Here is a 22,985-nt window from a genome sequence, read left to right on the forward strand (position 1 = left end):
GTCAAGGGTAGCGAAAAGCGCCGCCTGTGGGAATGCTCGAAACCGAGCCGTCGCTTGTGCAAGGTCGGTGGCGCCAGTACCATTACCGCTCTCTTTTTCCGGCAGGAGCGGTTGCATGTACGCGGGCAGCATGGTGGCGTTGGTCACCCCGATGGATGCCAAGGGCGATCTCGACTGGGACGCTCTGAGCAAGCTGGTGGATTTCCACCTCGAAAACGGCACCGATGCCATCGTCGCCGTCGGCACCACCGGTGAATCGGCCACCCTCGACGTACAAGAGCACATCGAGGTTATCCGCCGGGTCGTGGACCAGGTCAACAAGCGCATCCCGGTTATCGCCGGCACCGGCGCCAACTCTACTCGCGAAGCGGTTGAGCTGACCACCAACGCCAAAAATGCCGGGGCCGACGCCTGCCTGCTGGTCACACCGTACTACAACAAGCCGACCCAGGAAGGCTTGTTCCAGCACTTCAGCCACATCGCCAAGGCCGTGGCCATCCCGCAAATCCTTTACAACGTGCCGGGCCGCACCGCGTGCGACATGCAGGCCGATACCGTGGCGCGGCTGTCGAAGGTGTCGAACATCATCGGCATCAAGGAAGCCACCGGCGACCTGCAACGCGCCAAGGACATCCTCGACCGCATGAGCCAGGATTTCATCCTGCTGTCCGGCGATGACCCCACTGCCGTGGAACTGATCCTGCTGGGCGGCAAGGGCAATATCTCGGTAACTGCCAACGTGGCGCCGCGCCAGATGGCCGACCTGTGCGCAGCCGCCCTCAAGGGCGACGCCGCCACCGCCCGCGCGCTGAACGAACAACTGATGCCGCTGCACAAGAATCTCTTCCTCGAGGCCAACCCGATCCCGGTGAAGTTCGCGCTACATGAAATGGGCCTGATGGCCGAAGGCATCCGCCTGCCGCTCACCTGGTTGAGTGAACCCTGTCACGAGCCGCTGCGGCAGGCCCTGCGCCAGTCCGGCGTTCTGGTTTGAGTGAGGAAGTACAACGCATGAAGCGCTTGGCTGGTCTTTCCGCCCTTGCTGTCATTATTTCGAGTACCAGTGGCTGTGGTTGGCTCTGGGGTGAACACGGCTATTTCCGCGACCGTGGCAACGACTACCTCGAAGCCCGTCGCACCGCACCGATGAACCTGCCGGAAGGCGTGGCCACCAGCAAGCGGCTCGATCCCCTGTTGCCGATCCCAAGTAATGTGGCGGACGACACCGCGCTCAACGATTACGACGTGCCGCGCCCGCAGCCGCTGTCCGTGGTTGCCGAAAGCGGGGACTTCACCCTGCAGAAAAGCGCCGCCAGCCGCTGGATCCTGGCGCAGCGCCCACCGGCCGAGGCCTGGCCAGTGGCCCGGCAGTTCTTCGAGGACAACGGCTTCCGTATCGACCAGGAAAGCGTGCAAACCGGCGAGTTCACCACGGCGTGGCAGTCGTTCGACAGCCTGAGCAGCGACCTGGGCCAACGCCTGCGTGGCGGCTCTGACGTGAACGGCGACATCCGCCTGCAGGTGCGTGTCGAACCCGGCGTGCAGCGCAATACCAGTGAAATCTACGTGGTAAGCGCCCAGCGCCCTGCTGGCAGCACCGAAGACGTCGCTTTCCCCGCGCGCACCACCAGCGGCGTGGATGCCACCCTGGTCGACGAAATGCTTTCCAGCCTCACCCGTGGCGCCGAGAAGGGCGGTTCGGTGTCCCTGCTGGCCGCTCGCGACTTCGACGCCCCAAGCCAGGTCGCCATGACCGAAGACGGCAGCGGCAACCCGGTGCTCACCGTGGGCGCCGACCTGGACCGCGCCTGGTCGAGCGTTGGCCGTGCGTTGGAGCAGGGCGGGCAATGGCGCGTCGAGGACATCAACCGCAGCCTTGGCCTGTACTACATCAACCTGGCCGAGAAGGGCGGCCGCGCCGACGACAATAAGCCTGGCTTCTTCGGCCGGCTGTTCGGTCACGAGCCCACCAAGGAAGAACTCGAAGCCCGCGCCGACCGCTATCAGGTTCGCCTGAGCAAGGTGGGCGAGGCTGTGCAGGTAACCGTCGAGAAGAACATCAACACCGTGGCCCCGGCTGATGTAGCCCGCCGCGTGTTGAGTGTGATTCAGGACAACCTGGGCTAACGTGCGCTTCGCCGTTCTCGGAAGCGGAAGCCAAGGGAATGGCACGCTCGTCTCCAGTGGCAACACGCTGGTGCTGGTGGACTGTGGCTTTTCGCTGCGTGAAACCGAGCGGCGCATGGCGTTGCTCGGCGTACACCCCGCTCAGCTGAAGGCCGTGCTGGTCACTCACGAACATGCCGACCACGTGCACGGGGTAGAGCTGCTTTCCCGGCGCTACAATGTGCCGGTGTACCTCAGCGAAGGCACCCGCAGCGGGCTGCGCAAGCCGGTTATTTCGGCCCGTGCCGTGCATTGTGGCGATGCGTTCGATATCGGCGACCTGCACGTGCGGGTAGTAGGCGTGGCACACGATGCCCGCGAGCCTACGCAGTACGTGTTCAGCGACGGCAAGCGGCGCTTCGGCCTGCTCACCGACCTGGGCTCGTGGTGCCCGAAGGTAATGAACCATTACAGCGGCCTCGATGCGTTGATGATCGAGTCCAACCACTGCCGCGACCTGCTTGCAGGCGGCCCTTATCCCTACTACCTGAAACAACGGGTGGGTGGGGACCGTGGACATTTGAACAACCATCAGGCCGCGAACCTGGTGGCGGAACTGGGATGGCAAGGCTTGCAGCACCTCGTGCTCGCCCACCTCAGCCAGAAGAACAACCTGCCGGAACGCGCCAGGCAATGCTTCGTCGACACGTTGGGGTGCGACTCAGCCTGGCTGCAGCTGGCGGATCAGGCATCAGGGCTGGACTGGCGCGCCATAGCCTAGCCAGCCCACTTACAGTTAGCGGAGCCCCTCATGGAAAAGCGCGAAGAACTCTACCGCGGCAAGGCCAAATCGGTTTACAAGACCGACGACGCCGACCGCCTGATCCTCCTGTTCCGCAACGACACGTCAGCGTTCGACGGCAAGCGCATCGAACAGCTGGACCGCAAGGGCATGGTGAACAACAAGTTCAACGCCTTCATCATGCAAAAGCTGGAAGAGGCCGGTGTGCCTACCCAGTTCGACCGCCTGCTGGGCGACAACGAATGCCTGGTGAAAAAGCTCGACATGATCCCGGTGGAATGTGTGGTGCGAAACTACGCCGCCGGCAGCCTGGTCAAGCGCCTGGGCGTGGAGGAGGGCAAGCAGCTGGTGCCGTCCACCTTCGAGCTGTTCCTGAAGAACGACGCCATGGGCGACCCCTTCATCAACGAATCCCACGTGGTCGCGTTTGGCTGGGGCGCCGCCGAGCAACTGGCAACCATGAAGCAGCTGTCGCTCAAGGTGAATGAAGTGCTGAACAAGCTCTTCGACGACGCCGGCCTGCTGCTGGTGGACTTCAAGCTGGAATTCGGCGTGTTCCACGGCCAGATCGTACTGGGCGACGAGTTCAGCCCCGACGGCTGCCGCCTGTGGGACAAGGAAACCCGCAAGAAGATGGACAAGGACCGCTTCCGCCAGGGCCTCGGTGACGTGATCGAAGCCTACGAAGAAGTCGCCAAACGCCTGGGCGTGCCGCTGTAAGCGCAGCGCTCACGCAAGCGCCTGATAGCACGCGGTTTTTTTTGCGTAGGGGGCTTCGCCTCAAGCGAAACTGCTGCTATCATGCGCGCCACTGGAGAGATGCCGGAGTGGTCGAACGGGACGGATTCGAAATCCGTTGTACTGGCAACAGTACCTAGGGTTCAAATCCCTATCTCTCCGCCATATCTAGAAAAGCCCCGCAAATCAACGGTCTGCGGGGTTTTTTGTTTTTCGATTATACTACTCAGTTGTACTACTCTGGATTGAGTTCTCAATCCTGCTCGCCTCGTATTTGAAGCGCAATGCAAGTAATCGCATGGGCTAGTTTGGAGCCATTCGCCGTCTTGACGAGGGCAAGGTTATTCGACGCCTTGCCACAAGCCTGAGACAGACAAGCAACCCCATATCAGATTGAAGTTGGTCCGTGATGGCGCGTCCATCGCTCGTGCTCGTAAAACGCCCTGAACAGCGACAGTATTGTGTCCACTGACAGTGGCACCGCCGAGCCGCTGCTATTGCTCGGGGAAAATGCTATGTCGCCCGCAGCCCTGGCATAGGCAAAAATTAACGTCCGTTCCGACAGCCCTCAGACCGGCTCGGCGCGTTCTGCGCATGCTTCCTCAAGCCGGGTCGCCATGCGGTTGCGTTGGAAGGCACCGATCAGGCCAACATCGTACAGGCAGCGTAGATAGCCCCTCGCTTCAGCGGCCTTTTCCAGCGCCGTGGTCGGGTGCACAGCTGTCTGGATATCGGCTACTAACGCATTCCAACGCATCATGTCGGAAGTCGTGGATTGAATTGAAGTCATGTAGTCCATCGCCATACACCAGTTATCAAAGGCAGTTGTACTCTGAGGGATCCCACTTCAAGGAGTTCACACCCTTCGTCAGGGGCGTGTCTATCTAGGGCTTGGCGCTATATCTTCAGGCCCTTCCTATAGTCCCATTGGAGCCTTGCGTCTCTGCCCCGTCCTGTAAGCGGCGCTACTGGCGCGAAAAGATGAAGCCCCGGTAGCGTTTGATCATCCATTCAGCGTGGGGCAAGGCCATTTAACACGCACGAACTCACTAAATCCCATCCACTGCCGATAAGTCAGCAAGGGGCCGTCTACCTTGGGACAGGGGCCTCATCACTTCTCTAGGTAGTAGTCATGGGTTCTATCGCTGCCGGTGTCCGTAGTCACTCAAAGGTCACCCGAAGGTTTGCGCGCACGTTTGCGGGCATCATTGCCACGCTTTTCCTTCTCGCGATTGCAGCATTGCTGTCCATTGCCCGGGAGCAAAACCTGCTTGAAGCCAGGCACAGCGTGGCCGACGTGGAGCGGGGTCTCAAGGCGGACCGGCGCCTGATCGAAACAACCATCCGCGATTACTCCTTCTGGAACGAAGCTTACCAGCATGTCGGGGGCGAGCAGGTAGACCGAGACTGGGCGTTTACCCGAGACAATATGGGGCCGGGGCTGTATTCCAATTATTCGCTGGAGGGAGTCTTTATCGTAGGTCCCGCCCAAGATACTCGCTATGCAGTCATCAATGGCGAAATCAGTAACATCTCCGCCGCTCAATACATTACGGGCGATCTGGCCCGTCTGACCCAGCTTGCCCATGAGAAAGCCGCAGACGACGAAACGGTGTCTGGCTACTACCTAGTCAACGGCCAGCCCGCTGTGGTGTACGCCGCAGTGATCAAGCCGGTGGAGGAAACCGAAGAAGCGGCGCTCTCAAAGATGCCCGTCGCGTTGTTCGTGGACGTTCTGGACGTCCCGAAGCTGGGTGAGAGCTTCGATGTACAGAATCTGCAGGTAGACGTTTATATAGACCGCCCGGGTGTCGACCCCTTTCTTGTCCTCCAATCACAAATTGGCATGAGGTTTCGCCTGCACTGGACGCCTGAGCATCCAGGGGACGCATTCCTGCGTGCGCTCCTGCCTATCCTTGGGACGATCGCGATGCTGCTCGCGCTCGTACTGTGGTTCATCGAGCGACGAATGATGCGTACAGCCCTTGAGTTTGACGCCAGTCAGGACGCGCTATTGCGCAGCGAACTGCGATTTCGTTCCGTCAGTGAAGCGTCCTCGGACTGGATTTGGGAAACCGATCGGGAGGGTCAGCTTTCGTTTCTCTCAGACCGCTTCACCGCCATGACGGGGTACCCCGCGAGCCAGTGGCTGGGGCAACAGCTTTGCGAGCGGCTGAATGTAGAGACAGAGACTTTTTTCCATTTGGCTGCGGCCGATAGCAAGGCTGCAGCGATCCGGCATCAAGCGGAATGCTCATATTTCGATGCCGAGGGGCTCCGGCGACATGCCCTGCTCACGGTTCGCCAGATCATCGAAGGCGAAGCCTTGGTCGGCTACCGGGGCACGGTCAACGACGTCACGGAAGCGGTCGAGGCCAAGCAGCGAATCGAGCACATGTCACAGCACGATGCCCTGACAGGTCTGGCCAACCGCAGCTATCTGCAAAGCTACCTGCGCGCCAGGCTCGCGAATCGGAGCGAGCCGATCTATGTTTTGAGCATGGACCTGGACCGTTTCAAGCCGATCAATGACACGCTGGGCCATGCCACGGGGGATCGCGTCTTGTGCGAAGTGGCCAATCGGCTCCGGCACTGCGTGCGCGAAGGGGACCTCGTTGCCCGGCTGGGTGGAGATGAGTTCGTGATGGTGATTGACCACCTTCCTTTCGGCTATGACATAGAGCGGTTGTGTGAACGCATCCTCGCCTCCATCAATCAACCCATGCTGCAAGGGCAGCATGAGCTGTCGGTCGGCCTGAGCATCGGGGTAGTGGTCGCGCGCGCTAACGGTCGCCAGGCCGAGGACCTTCTGTGTTACGCAGACATCGCGCTGTACGAAGCCAAAGCTGCTGGGCGCAACACCTGGCAGCTCTACGTCCAGGAAATGCATGAGCGGGTGCTTGAGCGGCGCCAGGTGGAAATTGATCTGGGCAGGGCCCTGCGCAACGGCGAGCTGTTTTTGGAGTTCCAACCTCGTTTCAAGGTGGACGGTCCAGTGCTCTGTGGCGCTGAAGCGCTGGTTCGCTGGAACCACCCGGTGCGAGGTCGCCTTGCGCCTGATCAATTCATTCCGGTGGCGGAGGAAACGGGGTTGATTGTCCCCCTCAGCGATTGGGTGCTGAAAACCGCCTGTGAAGCGGCCTTATCGCTCGACGAACATTTGACCGTGTCGGTCAATCTCTCCCCCGTAGAGTTTCAGCGCGGCGATCTGGTTGGGCGGGTTCGGAGCGTGCTGAAAGCCAGCGGCCTGGCACCTGCCCGGCTGGAGCTTGAAATCACCGAAACCGTACTGCTCGACGATTCCGCCTCGGCGCTGCTCATCATGAACGAGCTGAAAACGCTGGGGGTCAGGCTCTCCATGGACGACTTCGGCACGGGCTACTCATCACTGGGTTACCTGCGCACCTACCCGTTTGACGGACTCAAGATCGATCGCAGCTTCATCGCAGACCTTCACGGCGATACGCGCGAAACCGGTCTCGCGATCATTGAATCCATCATTGGCCTGGGCAACGCGCTAACCATGACGGTAACGGCCGAAGGCGTCGAGACGGACGAGCAACTCAGAGACCTGCGCACCGTAAGGTGTGATGAGGCCCAGGGCTACCTGCTAGGTCGGCCCCTGTCACTAAACCTATTAAAAGACCTTTCGCAGCTACAGGGATTCTCACAGATCTACCCCGAGACGTGTGCTTCGCCTGATCGTTTTACCGCAAAAGGAACTACGGAATGAACCTGCGTCGAATGAACATCGGCCCCCGCGCCGCGCTTTTCTTTGGTTTGATCTGCCTGATATTGATTCTGCTAGGGCTGGTGTCCTTGCAAAAGGCCAAGGAACTGGACGAAGCCGAGCGCTTCGTCGAAACCAATGTGCTGCCTAGTATTCGTCTGCTGGGTGTGCTGGACAGGGAGTTTGTCAGCATTCGCGCCAACAACGCCCGGTTGCGCAACCCGGTTGAGCCGGTAGAACGCAGAACCGCGGCGGCGCAGGACGTACGGCAGAATCGGGCGCGAATCGAAGAGGCGATGCGTCAAATCGAGCAATTGATCATAACCCCGCAAGGCCGAGAAGCGTTGAACGCGCTGAAGCAGCAGACGGCTGCCTACGAGGCACAATTGGACCGTTATACTGACATCGTGACGGCGGGTAATTTTGAAGCCGCTGTAGCCTTTTCCGCAGCGGATATGCGGCAAAACGCCGATGGGATTGAAGCGACCTTGAGCAACCTTATCAAGGCTAATACCGAGAAGGCCGCGCGGGCCGGTGCCCAGGCTCGGGCCGCCTATGCATCGGCGGTTACTGTCGTACTTGTTTTCATTCTCGTTGGAATTGCCGCGTCGATAGGCTTGGCGATGCTCTTTACGCGCAGCCTGACCCGCCCCATCCAGCAAGCGGTCACCGCCGCGGAGCGCATTGCCGCCAACGACCTGAGCCAGCCCATCACAGTCGAAGGCACCGATGAGCCGGCCCGCATGATGCAGGCCATGGCGGATATGCAGGTAAAGCTGCGCGAGGCTATCGCCATGATTGCAGATTCCTCAACCCGGCTGGCCGCTACCTCGGAAGAGATGCACGCCGTGACCGAAGACGCAGGGCGTGGATTGCAACGCCAGAACAGCGAGATCGAGATGGCGGCAACTGCCGTGACCGAGATGAGCGCGGCCGTTGACGAGGTCGCGGGTAACGCCGCGGCCGCTTCTGACGCTGCGACACGCTCGACGCGCGCGGCCGAAGACGGCAGGTCCCGGGTGGCTGAAACCGTCCAGGCCATCAACCAGATGGTGTCTACCGTGGAGTCCACTTCTGGCAGCGTACAGACCCTGGCCGAGAACGCCGGTGCAATCAGCAAGGTGCTCGAAGTCATTCGCACCATTGCCGAGCAAACGAACCTGCTGGCGCTTAATGCCGCGATCGAGGCCGCACGCGCCGGCGAAGCCGGACGTGGCTTCGCCGTGGTTGCGGATGAAGTCCGCGCACTGGCGCACCGCACGCAGAACTCGACCCAGGAAATTGCGCAAATGGTTGAGGTCATCCAGAGCGGAACGCAGGCCGCAGTGGGTTCGATGCAGGCCACCAGTGAGCAGGCCCAGTCGACGTTGAGCAAGGCTCAAGGTGCTGGGCACGCATTGACTGCAATTACCGAATCGATCGGCCAGATCAACGAGCGAAACGCGTTGATTGCCACAGCTGCCGAAGAGCAGGCCCAAGTGGCCCGCGAGGTGGATCAAAGCCTGGTCAGTATTCGAGACCTCTCGGGACAAACGTCCGAGGGCGCTCGCCAGACCTCTACCGCCACTGCGGAGCTCTCCAGATTGGCGGTGGACCTGAGTCACCTGGTAGAGCAGTTCAAGGTATGAGCATTCAGCGTTATCCCGTTGGCGGAAGGTCGTCGCACTAATGGACTACAGGAAACCCAGCCTTCGGATCGCTGCGGTGACGTCAGGCCTGATCATCGCGTTCAATGCATCGATTGCCCCGCTGTGCCTGAGCTGGTTAGGGGAAACCCGCGATCACCGGGCCACAGTCGAACTTCAGCTCACCTCCCTGAGGAAGGTATTGGAGCTGGTCGTTGAGGCGGAGACTGCCCAGCGCGGCTATATCATCACAGGCGACGAGAACTTCCTGCAGCCGTATTACGCCACAAAGGAGCTACTCCCGGTCGAGCTTGAAAACCTGAACCGGCTCTACAGCAGCGTCACTGTGCGTGAGGAGAAGAAGATTGCTCCTCTGCTGGGGGATGTCCGGCTGAAAATGGATAACCTGGCCAGCACGCTGCAGCTTCGTCGGGAAGAGGGCTATGAGTCTGTCATGCCGGTTGTGAGGGCAGGGCGCGGTAAGCAACTGATGGACAAGGTGCGCCGGGATATCGATCAGCTCACCGAACAGGAGCTCCAGGAAACAACGGTGCTGGATCGGCAAATGATGCAAAAGGCAGTGGTCGCGGTCGTGGTGTCCCTGACCGGGACCCTTCTGACATTTTGCCTGTTGGGCTGGCTTTTTTCGACCATGCGCCGCGCGGTCTGGGTAGCCGAAAGCTCAGCCATCCAAGCCGCGGATGTATCGCTCAAGCTTGAAGTTGGGATAGCGTCGCTGGAGCAACGCAACGCTGAGATCTCCCTGCTTGGGCAAATGTCGCACCTGCTGCAAACCGAAATGAGCCTGGATGAGGGCCTGGAAGTCACCGCCCGCTATTGCCAGCTGTTGCTGCCCAAAACCGCCGGCGCCGTTTACCTCTACCGCAACTCGGCCGACCTGCTTGAACCAGGCGCAACCTGGGGCGATCTGGAGAATTCGCAAAGCAACATTGCACCCCAGGCGTGCTGGGCACTCAGGCGGGGGCAAGCCCATGAAGCCGGTAGTCATGGCGTAACCATTCCCTGCAAACATTCAGCCTGCATGTCCCACAATGAGGGGCCCCGTTCGCAGCTGTGCCTGCCTTTGATTGCCTATGGCGAGATCCTGGGGATGCTGCACCTCACCTCAATGGAGCCCGCTTTCACAGACCCTCAGCGTGATATTGCCAAGGCGATCGGCGAGCAGGCGGCATTGGCGCTTTCCAACGTCAAACTGCGGGCGGCCCTGCATGACCGGTCCATTCGAGACCCGCTGACAGGGCTGTTCAACCGCCGGTTCATGGAAGAGACACTGGAGCGTGAGCTTGCCAGGGCGAAGCGCGGCCAGGTGCCGCTAAGCCTGATCATGGTCGATCTTGATCATTTCAAGCGGGTCAACGATCACTATGGGCACGCCGCAGGGGATGCCGTGTTGCGAGCCACGGCCCGATTGATCAGCCAGACGCTTCGCCTGTCTGACACTGCCTGCCGTTACGGCGGAGAAGAACTGGTGTTGATCCTGCCTGACTGCTCAAGCGAGAACGCGGTGAAGCGGGCACGGCAGCTCTGCGACGCCATTCGTGCCCAAGCGGTTACCGAAAATGGACAGACGCTGTTTGTCACAGGATCGTTCGGTGTCTCTTCAACCGAACTGGCCGGCTCGGAAGCCCGCGACCTGATCAGGCTGGCCGACAAGGCGTTGTATCAGGCGAAAGCGAATGGCCGCGATCGAGTGGTTGAGGCGGGTTCTACCGAGCTGCCGGAGAATGCAATCGGCTGAGCGGCGGCGCCTTGGGGCAACGTTGAACCACAGCAAAGAGGCCGCGGGCCCAGTTGTGTTTCCCATCGCCTGGCCCATAATGCCGTCCGTTTGTTTACGCCATTTACCCGTCTGCCCTTTCCACTCTGACATTCAGGGCCAAGGGTGGGTTTTCCAACGTTCCGATCCGTGCAGCTGGGGTAGTAGTGGTTTCTTTTTCCAGGCCAGTGGGCCTGCGCCGACGCCTCCTATGGCTGGCCTTTGCGGGTATGGTGCCCTTGGCTGTCACGGCAGGTATCAGCCTGTTCATTGTGCTGGACAAGCAACAGGATCTGACACAGCAACGTAGCCTTGAAGCCACGCGCCTGGCTGCAACGGCGATTGAGCTGGAGCTGCAACGGTCAACAGACGTCGCCAAGGCCTTGGCCTTGTCGCCCATGCTGGCCGAGCAACAGCTGGCCCGGTTTCGCGAATTGACCGAGCGGGTCATGCCACTGATGCCCGGATGGGTAGGGCTTACACTCTCGGACGCTTCGGAGAATGAAGTTCTCACTGTAGGCACTGCGGGTAACCTGCGGGGTGTTGATCACAAAAGTTTTCTTGCTACCCAAGCCACCGAAACTCCCTTTATCGGCTCGCTTGATACCTCTGTTACGGGCGTGAAGGTCATTCCGTTACGTATTCCGGTGCTGCAGGACGGCAGGCTGCGCTTCATTCTGACCATCGCAATCAGGCCGGACGCCTTTACCAGTGTGCTGCAGATTCGCAAACTCCCAGAGGGTTGGGTGACCTCCGTTTTCGATCAGCAGGGCATACGGGTTGCCAGGAGCCAGGATGCCCAAGGTACGGTAGGTCTGCCGGCTTTACCTTCGGTGCAAGCTCTTTTGCGGGATCCCTCGCCAGAGGGGATAGGGCTAACACTGTCAGTTGAGGGCATTGAGGTCTATACCGCATTTTCCCGGCTTGCAGATACCGGCTGGGTCGTAGCAACGGGAATACCCACAAACAGCGTACGGGATGAAGCCCTGAAATCCCTGGCGCTCTATGGCGGCGGGCTGTTGGTATCGCTGATGGCGGCTATCATGGCTGCGCTCTATTTTACCCGACGCATCCGCCGTCCTATTGAGCAACTGCACGAAGCCTCTCGCGCCATTGGAACGCGGCAATTGCCTCCAATCGTTCACGGAGACATCATCGAAATCAACGAGCTGGGCAAGGCATTGCAAGAGGCTGCCCAGGCTCGCGAGACCATTGAAAGCCACAACGATGAGCTCCTGCGTCGGCTAAAGATCAGTCAGGCGACACTGGCTCAGCAAGTCACCGACCTAGAAACCAAACAGGCGCTGAACTACGGCCTGCTTGAGCTGGAGACGCAGGAGCAGCAGCTGCTCGCTATCCTCGACGCACTTTGCACTATCCATGGCGCCAACCAGGGGATTGTCTCGTTAAGCACCGGTGAACAGCCGCTGCGGATCTGTGTGTCCAGAGGCCTGTCCACTGTTGCCGTAGCCCAGCTTCAGGGCGTAAACCCGGGGGAGGGTGCCTGTGGCGCTGCCGTCAGCGGGCGTCGTCGGGTAATCATCGAGGACACTGAAACGGACCCCCGCTTCCTCAAGTACCGGGCGCTCTCCCGGCAGGAAGGGTTTCGCGCCGTCCACAGTACGCCGCTCTGCAGCAACCGGCATGGCGTGCTGGGCGTTTTGACCGTTCAGCTGCCAACGCCCCGGCCGCCAACCGAACGGGAGGTTCGCTTCGCGGATCAATGCGCCTGGCTCGCCACGCTTTTTATCGAACGCGCCATCGCCGGAGCCGAGGCTGCAAGGATCGCCGATGCTAATGCCCGCCTTCAGGAAGCGCTGGACTCCTCAGTAGTGCCGTACATGATGTTTGCATTGGTACCATCACACGATGCCAACACAGACCTTCAACTCACGTTTGCGAACCCAGCGGCGTGCGAATGGTTCGGCTTCGAAGCCGGCGTCTCGCTCGCGGCCTTGCCTGAAGGGCGCATGGGGCGCGCGTTTAGCCAGACGCTGCAAGGGCTTTGCCTGAAGGTCCTGGAAGAGGGCACGGAAACAGCGTTGGAGATTCAGGTCGATGCGCTCTTGCCCCCTCGCTGGCTTCACATCGTGGCAGGGCCTTACCGGCAGGGAGTATCGCTCTGGTTTGTTGACGTCTCCGCGGCCAAGGCACTGGAAGTGACCCTACGCGAAGCCGATGCGCGTAAAGATCGTTACCTGGCGGTGCTCGCGCATGAACTGAGAACCCCGCTGGCCCCCATTCGGCAGGCCGCTGCGATTCTGGCCTCGACGAACACCGATGATCGCCAGAAAGCCCGAAGCCTGGCGGTCATCGATCGGCAGGCAGCCCATATGGGGCATTTGCTCAATGATCTGCTTGATGTGTCGCGCATTGCCTTTGGCAAGATCTCGCTGCAAAAGCAGCCGGTCAACCTAAATGCAGCGGTGGCACGTGCCGCCGAGGAGATGGCCGCAGGAGTCGCTGAAAAAGCGCAAACCCTGACTCTCCATCTATGCTCCGAGGACTTGCTTGCCGAAGCGGACCCTACGCGCCTCGATCAGATATTGACCAACCTGCTACAGAACGCCTCCAAGTACACCGCAGCGGGGGGGCACCTGCGCGTTACCACACAACCAGGCGCTTCGGGCGCCGAAGTGCTTATCGAAGATACCGGTATCGGTATTGAGGCCGAGCATTTCCATTCGATCTTTGAGTTGTTCGGTGAAGTCGAGCCCAACAAAGGCCAGACCTCCGATGGGTTGGGCATCGGCCTTTATCTGAGCCGGGAACTGGCTCGATTGCAGGGAGGGGATATTTTGGCCCACAGCGAAGGGTTGGGAAAGGGCAGTCGGTTCACCGTCCAATTGCCCACGTCCGAGCTGTCGGTCGTGCCAATGCCTGCATTGGCCGTAAGTGATCCGGGCGGCGAAATTCGTCGGGTGCTGGTTGCGGACGATCAGGTTGATATTGCGTCGACCCTGACGGAGCTGCTTGAGCTAGAGGGCCACGAGGTACGAACCGCCGCCAATGGGCTGGAAGCACTTTCCATGGCGGAGCATGAGCTACCGCAGGTCGCGCTGCTCGACATTGGCATGCCCGGGCTCACAGGCTATGAGGTGGCGAGCGCCATACGTGCGCTGCCAGCGGGAGATCAAGTCGTGCTGATCGCATTCAGCGGTTGGGGCCAGACTCAGGATGTGCAAAAAGCATTGGATGCCGGCTTCGACTTCCATATGACCAAACCCGCAGACCTCGACGAGTTGCTGCGGCTTGTTGCGCAGGGCACTCGGGCTACGCCCTAGGTTTTGTACGAAAAGTCGGTGCGGGTAGAATCGCCGCCATGATTGGCTGGAGGTCCGCATGGCAAGGCGTTACGAACTCCCCGACGCAGCGTGGGAATTGATCAAGGATCTGGTTTCTCCAGAACAGAAAATGGGTCGCCCGCGCAGTGATGATCGTGTGGTACTCCATGGAATCTTATGGATTCTGTGCTCCGGGGCTGCCTGGCGCGATTTGCCGGAGCGCTTTGGGCCTTGGTCAACGGTGTATCAGCGTTTCCGTGACTGGCGCGACGACAGTACATTCGACCGGATACTGGAGCGTCTGCACATTCGACTGAATCAGGAAGGACGGATCGATCTGGACACCTGGATGATCGATTCCACTGCGGTACGTGCAACCCGAGCCTCTTCAGGCGCCGGGAAAAAAGGGGGCCTGGAGAACCGCTAGACCATGCCCTTGGGCGCAGTCGAGGTGGCCTGACCACCAAGATTCACATGCTCTGCGACGCTAATGGCGTGCCATTACGCTTTATGCTTTCGCCGGGACAAGCCAGCGACATCGCTCAAGCCCAGCCGCTGCTGGAGCAGGTACGCATTCCCGGAAAGCCAGGGCGACCACGCAAACGTTGTCGCTGGTTACTGGCTGACAAAGGGTATGACGCAGAACACCTGCGTCACTATTGCGACCGTTACCGAATGCAGCCGGTGATCCCACTGCGCGCCATGCCGCGCAAACCCAGGCCTGGTTTGCCCCGGCTATTTGATCGACCGAAATACCGGCAGCGAAACATCATAGAACGGATGTTTGGCTGGCTAAAAGAGAATCGCAGAATCGGCACCCGCTACGACAAACTAGCCAGAAGCTTTGCAGCCATGGTCACGCTGGCCTGCAGCCTACGTTGTATGCGGCAATACTTTTCGTACAAAACCTAGGCACTGACCTGTTCCCCGCCGCCTACCAAGGCGTAAAGGCGGTCGAGCGTCCAGGGCTTGGGCAAAAACACCGCTCCAGGTGGGAGTTTGTCATTGAGGCGGTCGTGGTAACCGCTGGTAACTATCAACGCCATGGCCGGGTCCAGCTCGTGCGCCAGCCAGGACAACTCCCACCCATCAAGCGCTCCGGGCATCACCACATCGGTCAATAACAGTGAAAAACGCTCAGCCTTGAGCAACGCGTAGGCCTCGTCCGCAGAGCCAGCGGTTCGTACCTGAATACCTAGGTCTTCCAATGCTGCCGCGGCCAGGGCCCGCAGGGCCGGATCGTCCTCGGCCACGAGTACTGTAGGGTAGAAGAGATCGTTCATAGGGTGGATTTCCATAAGCCAACGCAACCAGCCCGGGGTCGCCCTTGCTGCTGGCATTGGTACATCGACAGGCATAACTGATATTTTGCACCCCAGTAACAGGAGCTCCTTTTAATACCGGTTTTTTCAAGCGAAGTTCAGAGTTGGTAGCTTCGCGTAGAGTTTCCGACGGACAGCTTCGCATGTCCTTTCCAGTGTCGTGGCTAAAGGCTACCATCGCTTTTTTGAGAGTGGTCAGAATGAACAGCTACGACGAGCGACACTTAAAAATTCTTAGGGTGATTGCTGCCAGTGACTGGGACGCCTTAGGCGAAGCGGATCTCGATGAAATCAGAACCCTTATGGTCTGCGGATACATCTACTTGCGTCGTTTGAAAGACGGTCGTGACGTGCTTGCGCTTCGACCGGATGGCAAGCATTACATGGAGCGTCTTCAGCAGCTCCAAAATAACGAGCTTGACGCTTCTATCTGCTTCTTTGGCCTGCCTCTGTCTAGCTGACAATTCCCTGCCTCGATCTACGTCTGCTGCGTTGCGGCTAATCCTTTGGCTTACTTCAGCGTCTATGGGAACACCGTTTCCATTTAGCCTCATGGGAACTGCCACGTGCCTGGCCCAACGGAACGATTGTTCCGGTGTCGGCATCGCATACCGGTTCGCTTACTACTAGGGCATTGGAACACCTCATGGTGATTACCTGCTGGTTCCATTACTAATTACTGCCAGCCGCACTGCTGGTCCGGGACGAGATCAACATTTCACTGATCTTGTTAGCAAGCGCATCGATGGCAAACGGTTGGTAATGATCTCCATGTTGGAGGCCAGAAAATCGCTGGCATTAGTCCCCTCGGCATAGCCCGTAGCAAAGAGTACTTTAAGCTCAGGCCGGCTCGACTGGGCAAGATCGGCCAGCTGCCGCCCGTTCATACCGGGTAGACCGACGTCGGAGATCATCAGATCAATGCGCTGTGTGCTTTCCAATATCGGGATGGCCTCCTGGGCATTCCCTGCCTCAAGCGTCTGATACCCCAGCTCATCCAGCACCTCCACGATGAGTGAACGGACTACGGCCTCGTCCTCGACGACCAGGACGACCTCCCCCGTTCCCAAGGGCGCCGCGGTGTTCTGAGCCACTGTCAGGATGCCTTCATCACCTACGTGGCGAGGCATATACAGCTGGATGCAGGTGCCTTTTCCAAGCTCGGAAAGGATCTGGACGGCCCCATTGGCCTGACGCATGTAGCCATACACCATAGAAAGCCCCAACCCCGTCCCCTTGCCAATCGGCTTGGTGGTATAGAAAGGCTCGAAGACCTTGGCCAGAACCTGAGGCGTCATGCCCACGCCAGTGTCCGTCACGGTCAGCGTTACATATTCCCCTGCCTTGAGGTTGATTGACTCGCCCTGGTCCCGATCCAAGTGAGCAGAGCCCGTCGTGACAGTGATGGTGCCGCCATGCGGCATGGCATCCCGCGCGTTGATCACCAGGTTGAGCAGGGCGCTTTCCAGCTGGTTGGCATCCATCCGGGCCAGTGACAGGCCGGCGGCCAACCGCGTAACGATCTCGATGTTCTCCCCCGTGGTTCGCTGGAGAAGGTCCTCGAGCGAAGCCACCAGTTGGTTGACGTCGATCGGCTTTAGATCCAGTGTCTGCCGCCGGGAAAAGGCCAGCAAGCGCTGAGTAAGCGCTGCAGCCCGTTGCGCCGAGGTGACCGCCGCGTTTATGTAGCGTTCATCATCCACCGGTTTACCGGCACGGTGACGCCGCTGCATCAGCTCCAGGCTACCAATGACGCCGGTCAGCAGGTTATTGAAGTCGTGTGCGATTCCCCCGGTGAGCTGGCCGACCGCTTCCATTTTTTGCGCCTGGTGCAGCGTATTTTCCACCTGGGTGCGCTCGGCCACTTCAGCGGCTACCCGTGCTTCGAGCGTCTCGTTGAGCTCGCGCAGTGCTTTTTCGGCCTGCTTGCGGGCGCTGATGTCCACGCAAGTGCCCGTCACATACGAGGGCACGCCAGCAGCGTCCAGGAACACCTCGCCCTTGCAGACGAGCCAGCGTTCTTTCGGCACCCGGTGAAGTCGGAACTCGACGCTAAAGTGCTGTCCGCGCATGCATTGAGCCAAGGATTGCCGTACCTGCTCACGGTCGCCAGGAGCGACGTAGTCAAGAAAACGTTCGACAGCGCCGGATTCAAGTACCTCGGGCAATCCGAACAGCTGCTGCAGCGCGTTATCGAAATAGAGACGGTCTTCGCTCAGGTACCAATCGAAGATCCCGGCCTCGGAAGCCAGTAGCGCGGCGCGGAAGCGTTCATCGGCGATCTTCAGGTGGGAGTTGGAGCGTTGCTGCTCGATAACCTGATCGGTGACGTCTTGGGTCTGATGAATGATGTAGAGGACTTCCCCGTTCTGATCAAGTACCGGTGTGTTGAGCGGGCTCCAGTAACGCACCTCGAAGCCGCCCCCCTCACTGGCTGGCCGAGGAATGTCATATTTGGTGATCGCCATACGGTCGGGCTCGCGGGTGCGCACTACACGCTCCAGCGAGGCACGTAAGACACCGGTGCCGAACTCTGATCGCTCATCCGGGTTATTGCCAAAGACCTCGAATATAGAGCGGCCGATGCAGTCCTCACGCCGGGTATTGGTACCACGCAGGCGCCCTTCGTTGGCTGCCAGCATGATGAAGTCCGGCCCCCTGGACAGCACCAGAACCAGGTGGGGCAATGCTTCGAACAAGACCTGAAAATTTAATTCTTGTGTCATTGAGGGCTACATATGTCGGGTCAGCGCTGAATAAGCAAACCGTCAGCGACCGAACAGGTCCGTATCAGATCAATGCACCCAGGCGAGACTTTGGATGCACGTTCCAGGTTCTCTCTATCGAGGATTGAGAACCCGAATCAGTTCAATCCGAGGAACAGACCTCTCCTGCCCGGGCTCCGGCAATCGCGGCGCGCACATTGCAACCGCCAAGCCTTTCGGCGGGGGCGGCCACCACGCACTTGGGCACGGCCCGATCCGCAGACCATTCGCAGCGGTTAGTCATTTCTGGGGTGGTGCTCGAATGGCTACCCACTGTGCTTGGCTCGGTACTTCTCAACGGCATTATCCTTGCTGTCGACCATTCAGCGCCTTCCCCTTGGCGCTTGGCCTTAAGCTTGCCCTATACTGTACGCATAACCAGTATCAGAGCATTCCTGCCATGGACGACCCGTCAACGCCTCCATCAGCTCCCGACCACGATCGCTTCGCCCTCGGTGTGCCGTCCCTGCTCGAAACCTGGAAGCACCAATGTACGTTGCTAGGCCATGAACTGGACGAAACCAACCGTGAACTGGTGGCCTGCCGCAAGCGCATCGCCAGGTTGGTGAAAATGCACGACACCGATCAGCAGCGGATAGCCAACCAGCAGGCCAGGATTGTCCAGCTTGAGGCCGAGCAGAAGGTGCTCAGGGACAAGCTTGTCGCTGTCACCGCTCAGGAGGCGTCCGGGAGGTCAGCGGCGATTTTCCAGAAGGCCTATACGGGCCAGCCCTAGCGCGTGGCGGGCCCGATGCTGGTTGAAACATGAACCCTTACGCCCTCGGTGCCAGGCGCCAGGTCCTCTCGAAGCGTGAGCGCCGGTATCTCGTACTCGCCGCCATTCTGCCGCCGAAATGCAATGGGCGAGTCGCTCCATAACCCATCAAGCCTGTGTTCCAGTGCTGTGCAGGCCGCGGCGAAGCCTTCTTCGTCGACCTTGCCGGTGCGGTAAATCACGAACGGCGGCAGCACCTCGAAACCCGGATAAAACAAAATGCCGTGCTGGATGGGGAAGAGCAGTTCGTCCAGCGGGCCATTGATGCCCCGCGGGCTGTAGTGGGAAGCCCAGCCGCCGGTGGTCACCATCAACATCGCGCGTTTGCCCGCCAGGGTGCCTTCGCCGTATCGGTCCCCCCAGTGGCTATCGGAATGTTCGCCCACGCCATAGGCAAAGCCATAGGCATATACCCGTTCTACCCAGCCCTTGAGTATCGCCGGCAGGCTGAACCACCACAGCGGGAACTGCAGGATCACGGCGTCGGCCCACCTCAGCTTTTGCTGCTCTGCACTGATGTCCGCGCGTTGAGTACCTTGGGCAAACGCGTCACGCGAATCTTCCGAGGGATAAAAGCGGGTGCCTGGCGAATGCGCGGTATTGTCGCCGGCATCCAACGCGGCCTTCCAGTTCATGGCGTATAAATCCGACACCTGCACGCTGTGCCCCTGGCGCTCCAGATAGCGGACGGCATGGTCCTTCAAGGCGCCGTTCAGCGATCGGGGTTCCGGATGGGCGTACACAATCAACACATTCATGGTGGTGCTCCAATAAGGCCATGCGGGCATGATGGGAGCGATGCACGTATAGTAGAAATGAATATCCGAAATCCCAGGTATTGCAGTGGACAATTCCTTGCGCCGGCTGGACCTCAACCTGTTGGTTACCCTCGATGCGTTGCTCGCGGAGCTGAACGTGACCCGTGCCGCCGAGCGCCTGCACCTTTCCCAGCCAACCGTAAGCGTGCAGCTGTCGCGGCTGCGCGACGCGCTGGGTGATCCGCTCCTGCTGCCCGGGCCCCGTGGCATGCGGCCTACCGCCAGGGCCGAATCGCTGCGTGCGCCGCTGCGCCAGGCGCTCGAAGCCTTGCGCCAGGCAATCGCTCCCGCCGATGCGTTTGAGCCTGCAACGGCACGGCATGCCTGGCGTGTGGCAGCCACTGATTACACTGAATCCACTATCTTGCTACCGGTGCTGGCTGCGCTTCGCAAGGAAGCGCCCGGCACGCGGCTGGCAGTGCTCAACCTGTCGCCTGGCACACTGGTACGCCAGGCAGAGCAGGGAGAGATAGACATGGCATTCCACATTGCACACCAGGCGCCTTCGGCCTTGCATCGGCGTTCGCTGTATCTGGAACGTTATGTGCTGGCAGGGCGCGCCGATCACCCTCGGCTCAAACGCCAGCCGGGGCTGGACGTTTTCTGCGAGCTGGAGCATGGGATCGTTTCGCCCGATGGCGGTGGCTTTTCCGGGCCTACGGATACCGCGCTCGCCGCGCAAGGCTTGGCCAGGAAAGTGGTGGTGTCGGTCCCTCACTTCATGTTTTTAGGGCCGCTGTTGGAGAATACCGACCTGGTAGCGATGGTGCCGCAGCGGGTAGTAGCCAATAATCCACGCCTTAAGGTAGTTGAGGCGCCGTTGCCTGTGGAAGGCTTCGAGATGCTCATGCTATGGCCTGAACGCGTGCACCGGGAGCCTGGGCACCAGTGGCTGCGCCAGCGGATCGTCGATTGTGTCAGCGCTTGAAAGTGGGTTACCGGCTACCCGTGCAGCGATCTTTGGCTGTTCGTCTCGCATACGGCACTTTCGGCGCTGAACGTCGCCCAAATGCGAACCGGTGTACTTCAAATTCCCATGACTTGATGTGAGAGTGAACAAGCCTTGAAAGACCTGAGTCGTGAAGACCTTGAGGCCGAAAATGCAAGGCTGCGGTATATCCTGGACGCGGCGGGTATCGACGGCGAGTACAGTAGCCGGCCTGACATCGCCCGGCTTCTCGCCAGGGAAGCGGCCCTTCGCAAGAGCGAAGAGCGCTTTCGCACGATCCTCGAAACCATCGAGTCGGCGTTTGCCATCGTTCAGGTCAAGTTCGATGCCGACGACCTTCCCATCGACTATCAATTCATCGAGGCCAACCCCGCGTTCGAGCGGCAGGCCGGGGTCAACCTCAAAGGAAAGTGGGTAACCGAGTTTGCCCCCGAGCTGGAGCAGTTCTGGTTCGATACCTATGGCCATGTGGCCAAGACAGGCGAGCCTGCCACCTTCGAGAGCTACGCCAAGGCCTTCCAGCGATGGTTCGACGTGAGGGCGGTGAGCGTAGGTGATCTGGCCGAGCGGCAGATTGCGATCATCTTCAGCGACGTTACCCAGCGGCACGAGGCCGAGGAACGCCTGCGCGTAAGCGAAGCGCTGGCGCGGCGGAACGTGGAGCGGGTGCAGCTTGCGCTTGCGGCCGGAGCAATTATCGGAACCTGGCATTGGGACGTGGTCACCAATCGCTTTACCTTCGATGACGGTTTCGCCGCCGCGTTGGGCCTGGGCCACGCCTCGGATGATGAAGGCCTGGCGCTTGAGCAGGTGATTGCCGCAGTGCATCCGGAAGATTTGCCCGGCCTGATGGCCGCCATCGAGGGCGCGTTGAAGAGGGGCGGGGCCTATGCCCATCAATACCGGGTTCGGCGCGCCGACGGCCGCTACTACTGGATCGAAGCGAACGGCCGGGTCGACCTTGCCGCCGATGGCACAGCGCTCAGCTTCCCGGGTGTGGTCATTGATGTGGAAGAGCGACGCTCTGTCGAAGCCGAGCGCGACCGTGCGGTGGTGGCGCTGCGATCGCTGACCGAAACGCTGGAACAACGCGTGGCGGACCGCACCCTGGAGCTGATGCAGGCAGAAGAAAAGCTGCGCCAGTCCCAGAAAATGGAAGCGGTGGGTCAGCTGACCGGTGGCCTTGCCCACGACTTCAACAACCTGCTGGCTGGCATTTCCGGCGCGCTGGAACTGATGAGTACGCGCCTGGCGCAGGGGCGCGTGGCGGACATGGAGCGCTACATGATTGCTGCCCAAGGCGCGGTGAGGCGCGCCTCGGCGTTGACACATCGCTTGCTTGCATTTTCACGCCGTCAAACCCTGGATCCCCGGCCTACCAATGTGAACGCGCTGGTGGAAGGCATGAGCGACCTGATCCAGCGTACCGTCGGCCCGAGTGTCGCGGTGGAAACGGTAGGTGCAACCCACTTGTGGCCCACCTTGGTCGACGCCAGCCAGCTTGAGAATGCACTGCTCAACCTGTGCATCAATGCGCGCGATGCCATGCCCCAGGGCGGGCGTATCACCATAGAAACAGCCAACCGCTGGATGGATCACGAAATGGCCCGGGCTTACGATATGACCCAGGGCCAATACCTGTCTCTATGTGTCACCGACACCGGTGTGGGCATGCCGCCAGACGTGATTGCGAAGGCCTTCGACCCCTTCTTTACCACCAAACCCATAGGCCAGGGGACTGGGTTGGGGTTGTCGATGATCTACGGGTTCGCCAAGCAATCCGGTGGCCACGTACGTATCTATTCCGAAGTGGCGCTGGGCACAACGATCTGTATTTATCTGCCGCGTTATCACGGAGAAGCGGCCGATGAAGTACGCGAAGTCGCCACCTTGACAGCCCACCCAGAGAATACTGGAGAGACGATTCTCATCGTGGACGATGAGCCCACGGTGCGAATGTTACTGACGGAAGTGCTTACCGAGCTCGGTTACCAGTTGATCGAGGCGGCCGACAGTATGGCTGGGCTCGCCATACTGCGCTCCAGTGCGCACATCGACCTGCTGATCACGGATGTTGGGCTGCCTGGCGGCATGAACGGGCGGCAGATGGCCGATGCAGGTCGGGAACTGCGGCCGGGGTTGAAAACCCTGTTCATTACGGGTTATGCGGAAAACGCCGCTATCGGGAATGGCCACCTTGCACCGGGTATGCAAGTGATTACAAAGCCGTTCGTACTCGAAACCCTGACGGCGCGGGTCCGTGAACTCATGGGTTAGCGCTGCCGCTGCTGCGG

16 protein-coding genes, 1 tRNA gene and 1 pseudogene are annotated in these 22,985 nt (G+C 60.0%); 14 read left to right on the top strand and 4 right to left on the bottom strand.

Translation table 11 applies throughout. The features are described 5' to 3' along the window. The first annotated feature begins 115 nt into the window (after positions 1-115). The 5 genes from dapA (at position 116) to LG385_RS02915 (ending at position 3,811) form a co-directional block, all read left to right on the top strand. Positions 116-994 (top strand): 4-hydroxy-tetrahydrodipicolinate synthase, encoded by an 879-nt coding sequence (dapA, locus tag LG385_RS02895; protein WP_181111461.1) that lies wholly within the window; start codon positions 116-118, stop codon positions 992-994. Between the two features lie 17 nt (positions 995-1,011). After that, positions 1,012-2,127 (top strand): outer membrane protein assembly factor BamC, encoded by a 1,116-nt coding sequence (gene bamC / locus LG385_RS02900; RefSeq protein WP_225772251.1) that lies wholly within the window; start codon positions 1,012-1,014, stop codon positions 2,125-2,127. 1 nt (position 2,128) lies between these two features. Then, entirely contained in the window at positions 2,129-2,887 is a 759-nt protein-coding gene (locus tag LG385_RS02905; protein ID WP_225772253.1) for an MBL fold metallo-hydrolase, read from the top strand. Positions 2,888-2,917: 30 nt separating this feature from the next. Next, positions 2,918-3,628 (top strand): phosphoribosylaminoimidazolesuccinocarboxamide synthase, encoded by a 711-nt coding sequence (purC, locus tag LG385_RS02910; protein ID WP_225772255.1) that lies wholly within the window; start codon positions 2,918-2,920, stop codon positions 3,626-3,628. 93 nt (positions 3,629-3,721) lie between these two features. Continuing rightward, positions 3,722-3,811: transfer RNA gene (locus LG385_RS02915), tRNA-Ser, on the top strand. A 403-nt stretch (positions 3,812-4,214) separates the two neighbouring features. Here LG385_RS02915 and LG385_RS02920 read toward each other — a convergent pair. Further along, the gene (locus LG385_RS02920; RefSeq protein ID WP_225772257.1) at positions 4,215-4,436 is read right to left on the bottom strand and encodes a hypothetical protein; all 222 of its coding nucleotides are present in this window, start codon (positions 4,434-4,436) and stop codon (positions 4,215-4,217) included. Positions 4,437-4,778: 342 nt separating this feature from the next. Between LG385_RS02920 and LG385_RS02925 the strand changes: the two genes are divergently transcribed. From LG385_RS02925 to LG385_RS02945, 5 genes are all read left to right on the top strand, one after another. Continuing rightward, a complete protein-coding gene (locus LG385_RS02925) occupies positions 4,779-7,379 on the top strand; it encodes an EAL domain-containing protein (protein ID WP_225772259.1) in 2,601 nt (866 codons plus the stop codon). Continuing rightward, positions 7,376-9,004 (top strand): methyl-accepting chemotaxis protein, encoded by a 1,629-nt coding sequence (locus tag LG385_RS02930; protein WP_225772261.1) that lies wholly within the window; start codon positions 7,376-7,378, stop codon positions 9,002-9,004. The genes LG385_RS02925 and LG385_RS02930 overlap by 4 nt, the downstream gene beginning before the upstream one ends. Positions 9,005-9,044: 40 nt before the next feature. Next, complete coding sequence (locus tag LG385_RS02935; protein ID WP_225772263.1) at positions 9,045-10,760, top strand: diguanylate cyclase; 1,716 nt, start codon at positions 9,045-9,047, stop codon at positions 10,758-10,760. A 248-nt stretch (positions 10,761-11,008) separates the two neighbouring features. Continuing rightward, entirely contained in the window at positions 11,009-14,062 is a 3,054-nt protein-coding gene (locus LG385_RS02940; protein ID WP_225772265.1) for a response regulator, read from the top strand. Positions 14,063-14,120: 58 nt separating this feature from the next. Further along, a protein-coding gene (locus LG385_RS02945) for an IS5 family transposase (RefSeq protein WP_225772267.1) occupies positions 14,121-14,974 on the top strand; the annotation gives its coding sequence in 2 pieces (ribosomal slippage) (positions 14,121-14,469 and positions 14,469-14,974; 855 coding nt in all). Here LG385_RS02945 and LG385_RS02950 read toward each other — a convergent pair. Then, positions 14,971-15,345: a response regulator gene (locus LG385_RS02950; protein ID WP_225772269.1), complete on the bottom strand. Its 375-nt coding sequence runs from the start codon at positions 15,343-15,345 to the stop codon at positions 14,971-14,973. The genes LG385_RS02945 and LG385_RS02950 overlap by 4 nt on opposite strands. Positions 15,346-15,584: 239 nt before the next feature. Between LG385_RS02950 and LG385_RS02955 the strand changes: the two genes are divergently transcribed. Beyond that, positions 15,585-15,845, top strand: a complete 261-nt coding sequence (locus tag LG385_RS02955; protein ID WP_225772270.1) for a hypothetical protein — start codon at positions 15,585-15,587, stop codon at positions 15,843-15,845. A gap of 211 nt (positions 15,846-16,056) precedes the next feature. On the opposite strand, the pseudogene LG385_RS02960 reads toward LG385_RS02955, so the two are convergent. After that, positions 16,057-18,110, bottom strand: a pseudogene (locus LG385_RS02960) (ATP-binding protein). 439 nt (positions 18,111-18,549) lie between these two features. On the opposite strand from LG385_RS02960, the gene LG385_RS02965 reads away from it, so the two are divergent. Beyond that, entirely contained in the window at positions 18,550-18,885 is a 336-nt protein-coding gene (locus tag LG385_RS02965) for a hypothetical protein (RefSeq protein WP_225772272.1), read from the top strand. On the opposite strand, the gene LG385_RS02970 is transcribed toward LG385_RS02965, so the two are convergent. Beyond that, the gene (locus tag LG385_RS02970) at positions 18,882-19,682 is read right to left on the bottom strand and encodes an NAD(P)H-dependent oxidoreductase (protein WP_225772274.1); all 801 of its coding nucleotides are present in this window, start codon (positions 19,680-19,682) and stop codon (positions 18,882-18,884) included. The two genes, LG385_RS02965 and LG385_RS02970, sit on opposite strands and share 4 nt — an antisense overlap. A gap of 85 nt (positions 19,683-19,767) precedes the next feature. Here LG385_RS02970 and LG385_RS02975 point away from each other — a divergent pair, with 85 nt between their 5' ends. After that, complete coding sequence (locus LG385_RS02975; protein WP_225772276.1) at positions 19,768-20,670, top strand: LysR family transcriptional regulator; 903 nt, start codon at positions 19,768-19,770, stop codon at positions 20,668-20,670. A gap of 135 nt (positions 20,671-20,805) precedes the next feature. Beyond that, entirely contained in the window at positions 20,806-22,968 is a 2,163-nt protein-coding gene (locus LG385_RS02980; protein WP_225772278.1) for an ATP-binding protein, read from the top strand. The last annotated feature ends 17 nt before the right edge of the window (positions 22,969-22,985 follow it).

Origin of the sequence: Pseudomonas sp. Marseille-Q5115, assembly GCF_916618905.1 — a bacterium.
GTDB lineage: Bacteria > Pseudomonadota > Gammaproteobacteria > Pseudomonadales > Pseudomonadaceae > Aquipseudomonas > Aquipseudomonas japonica_A.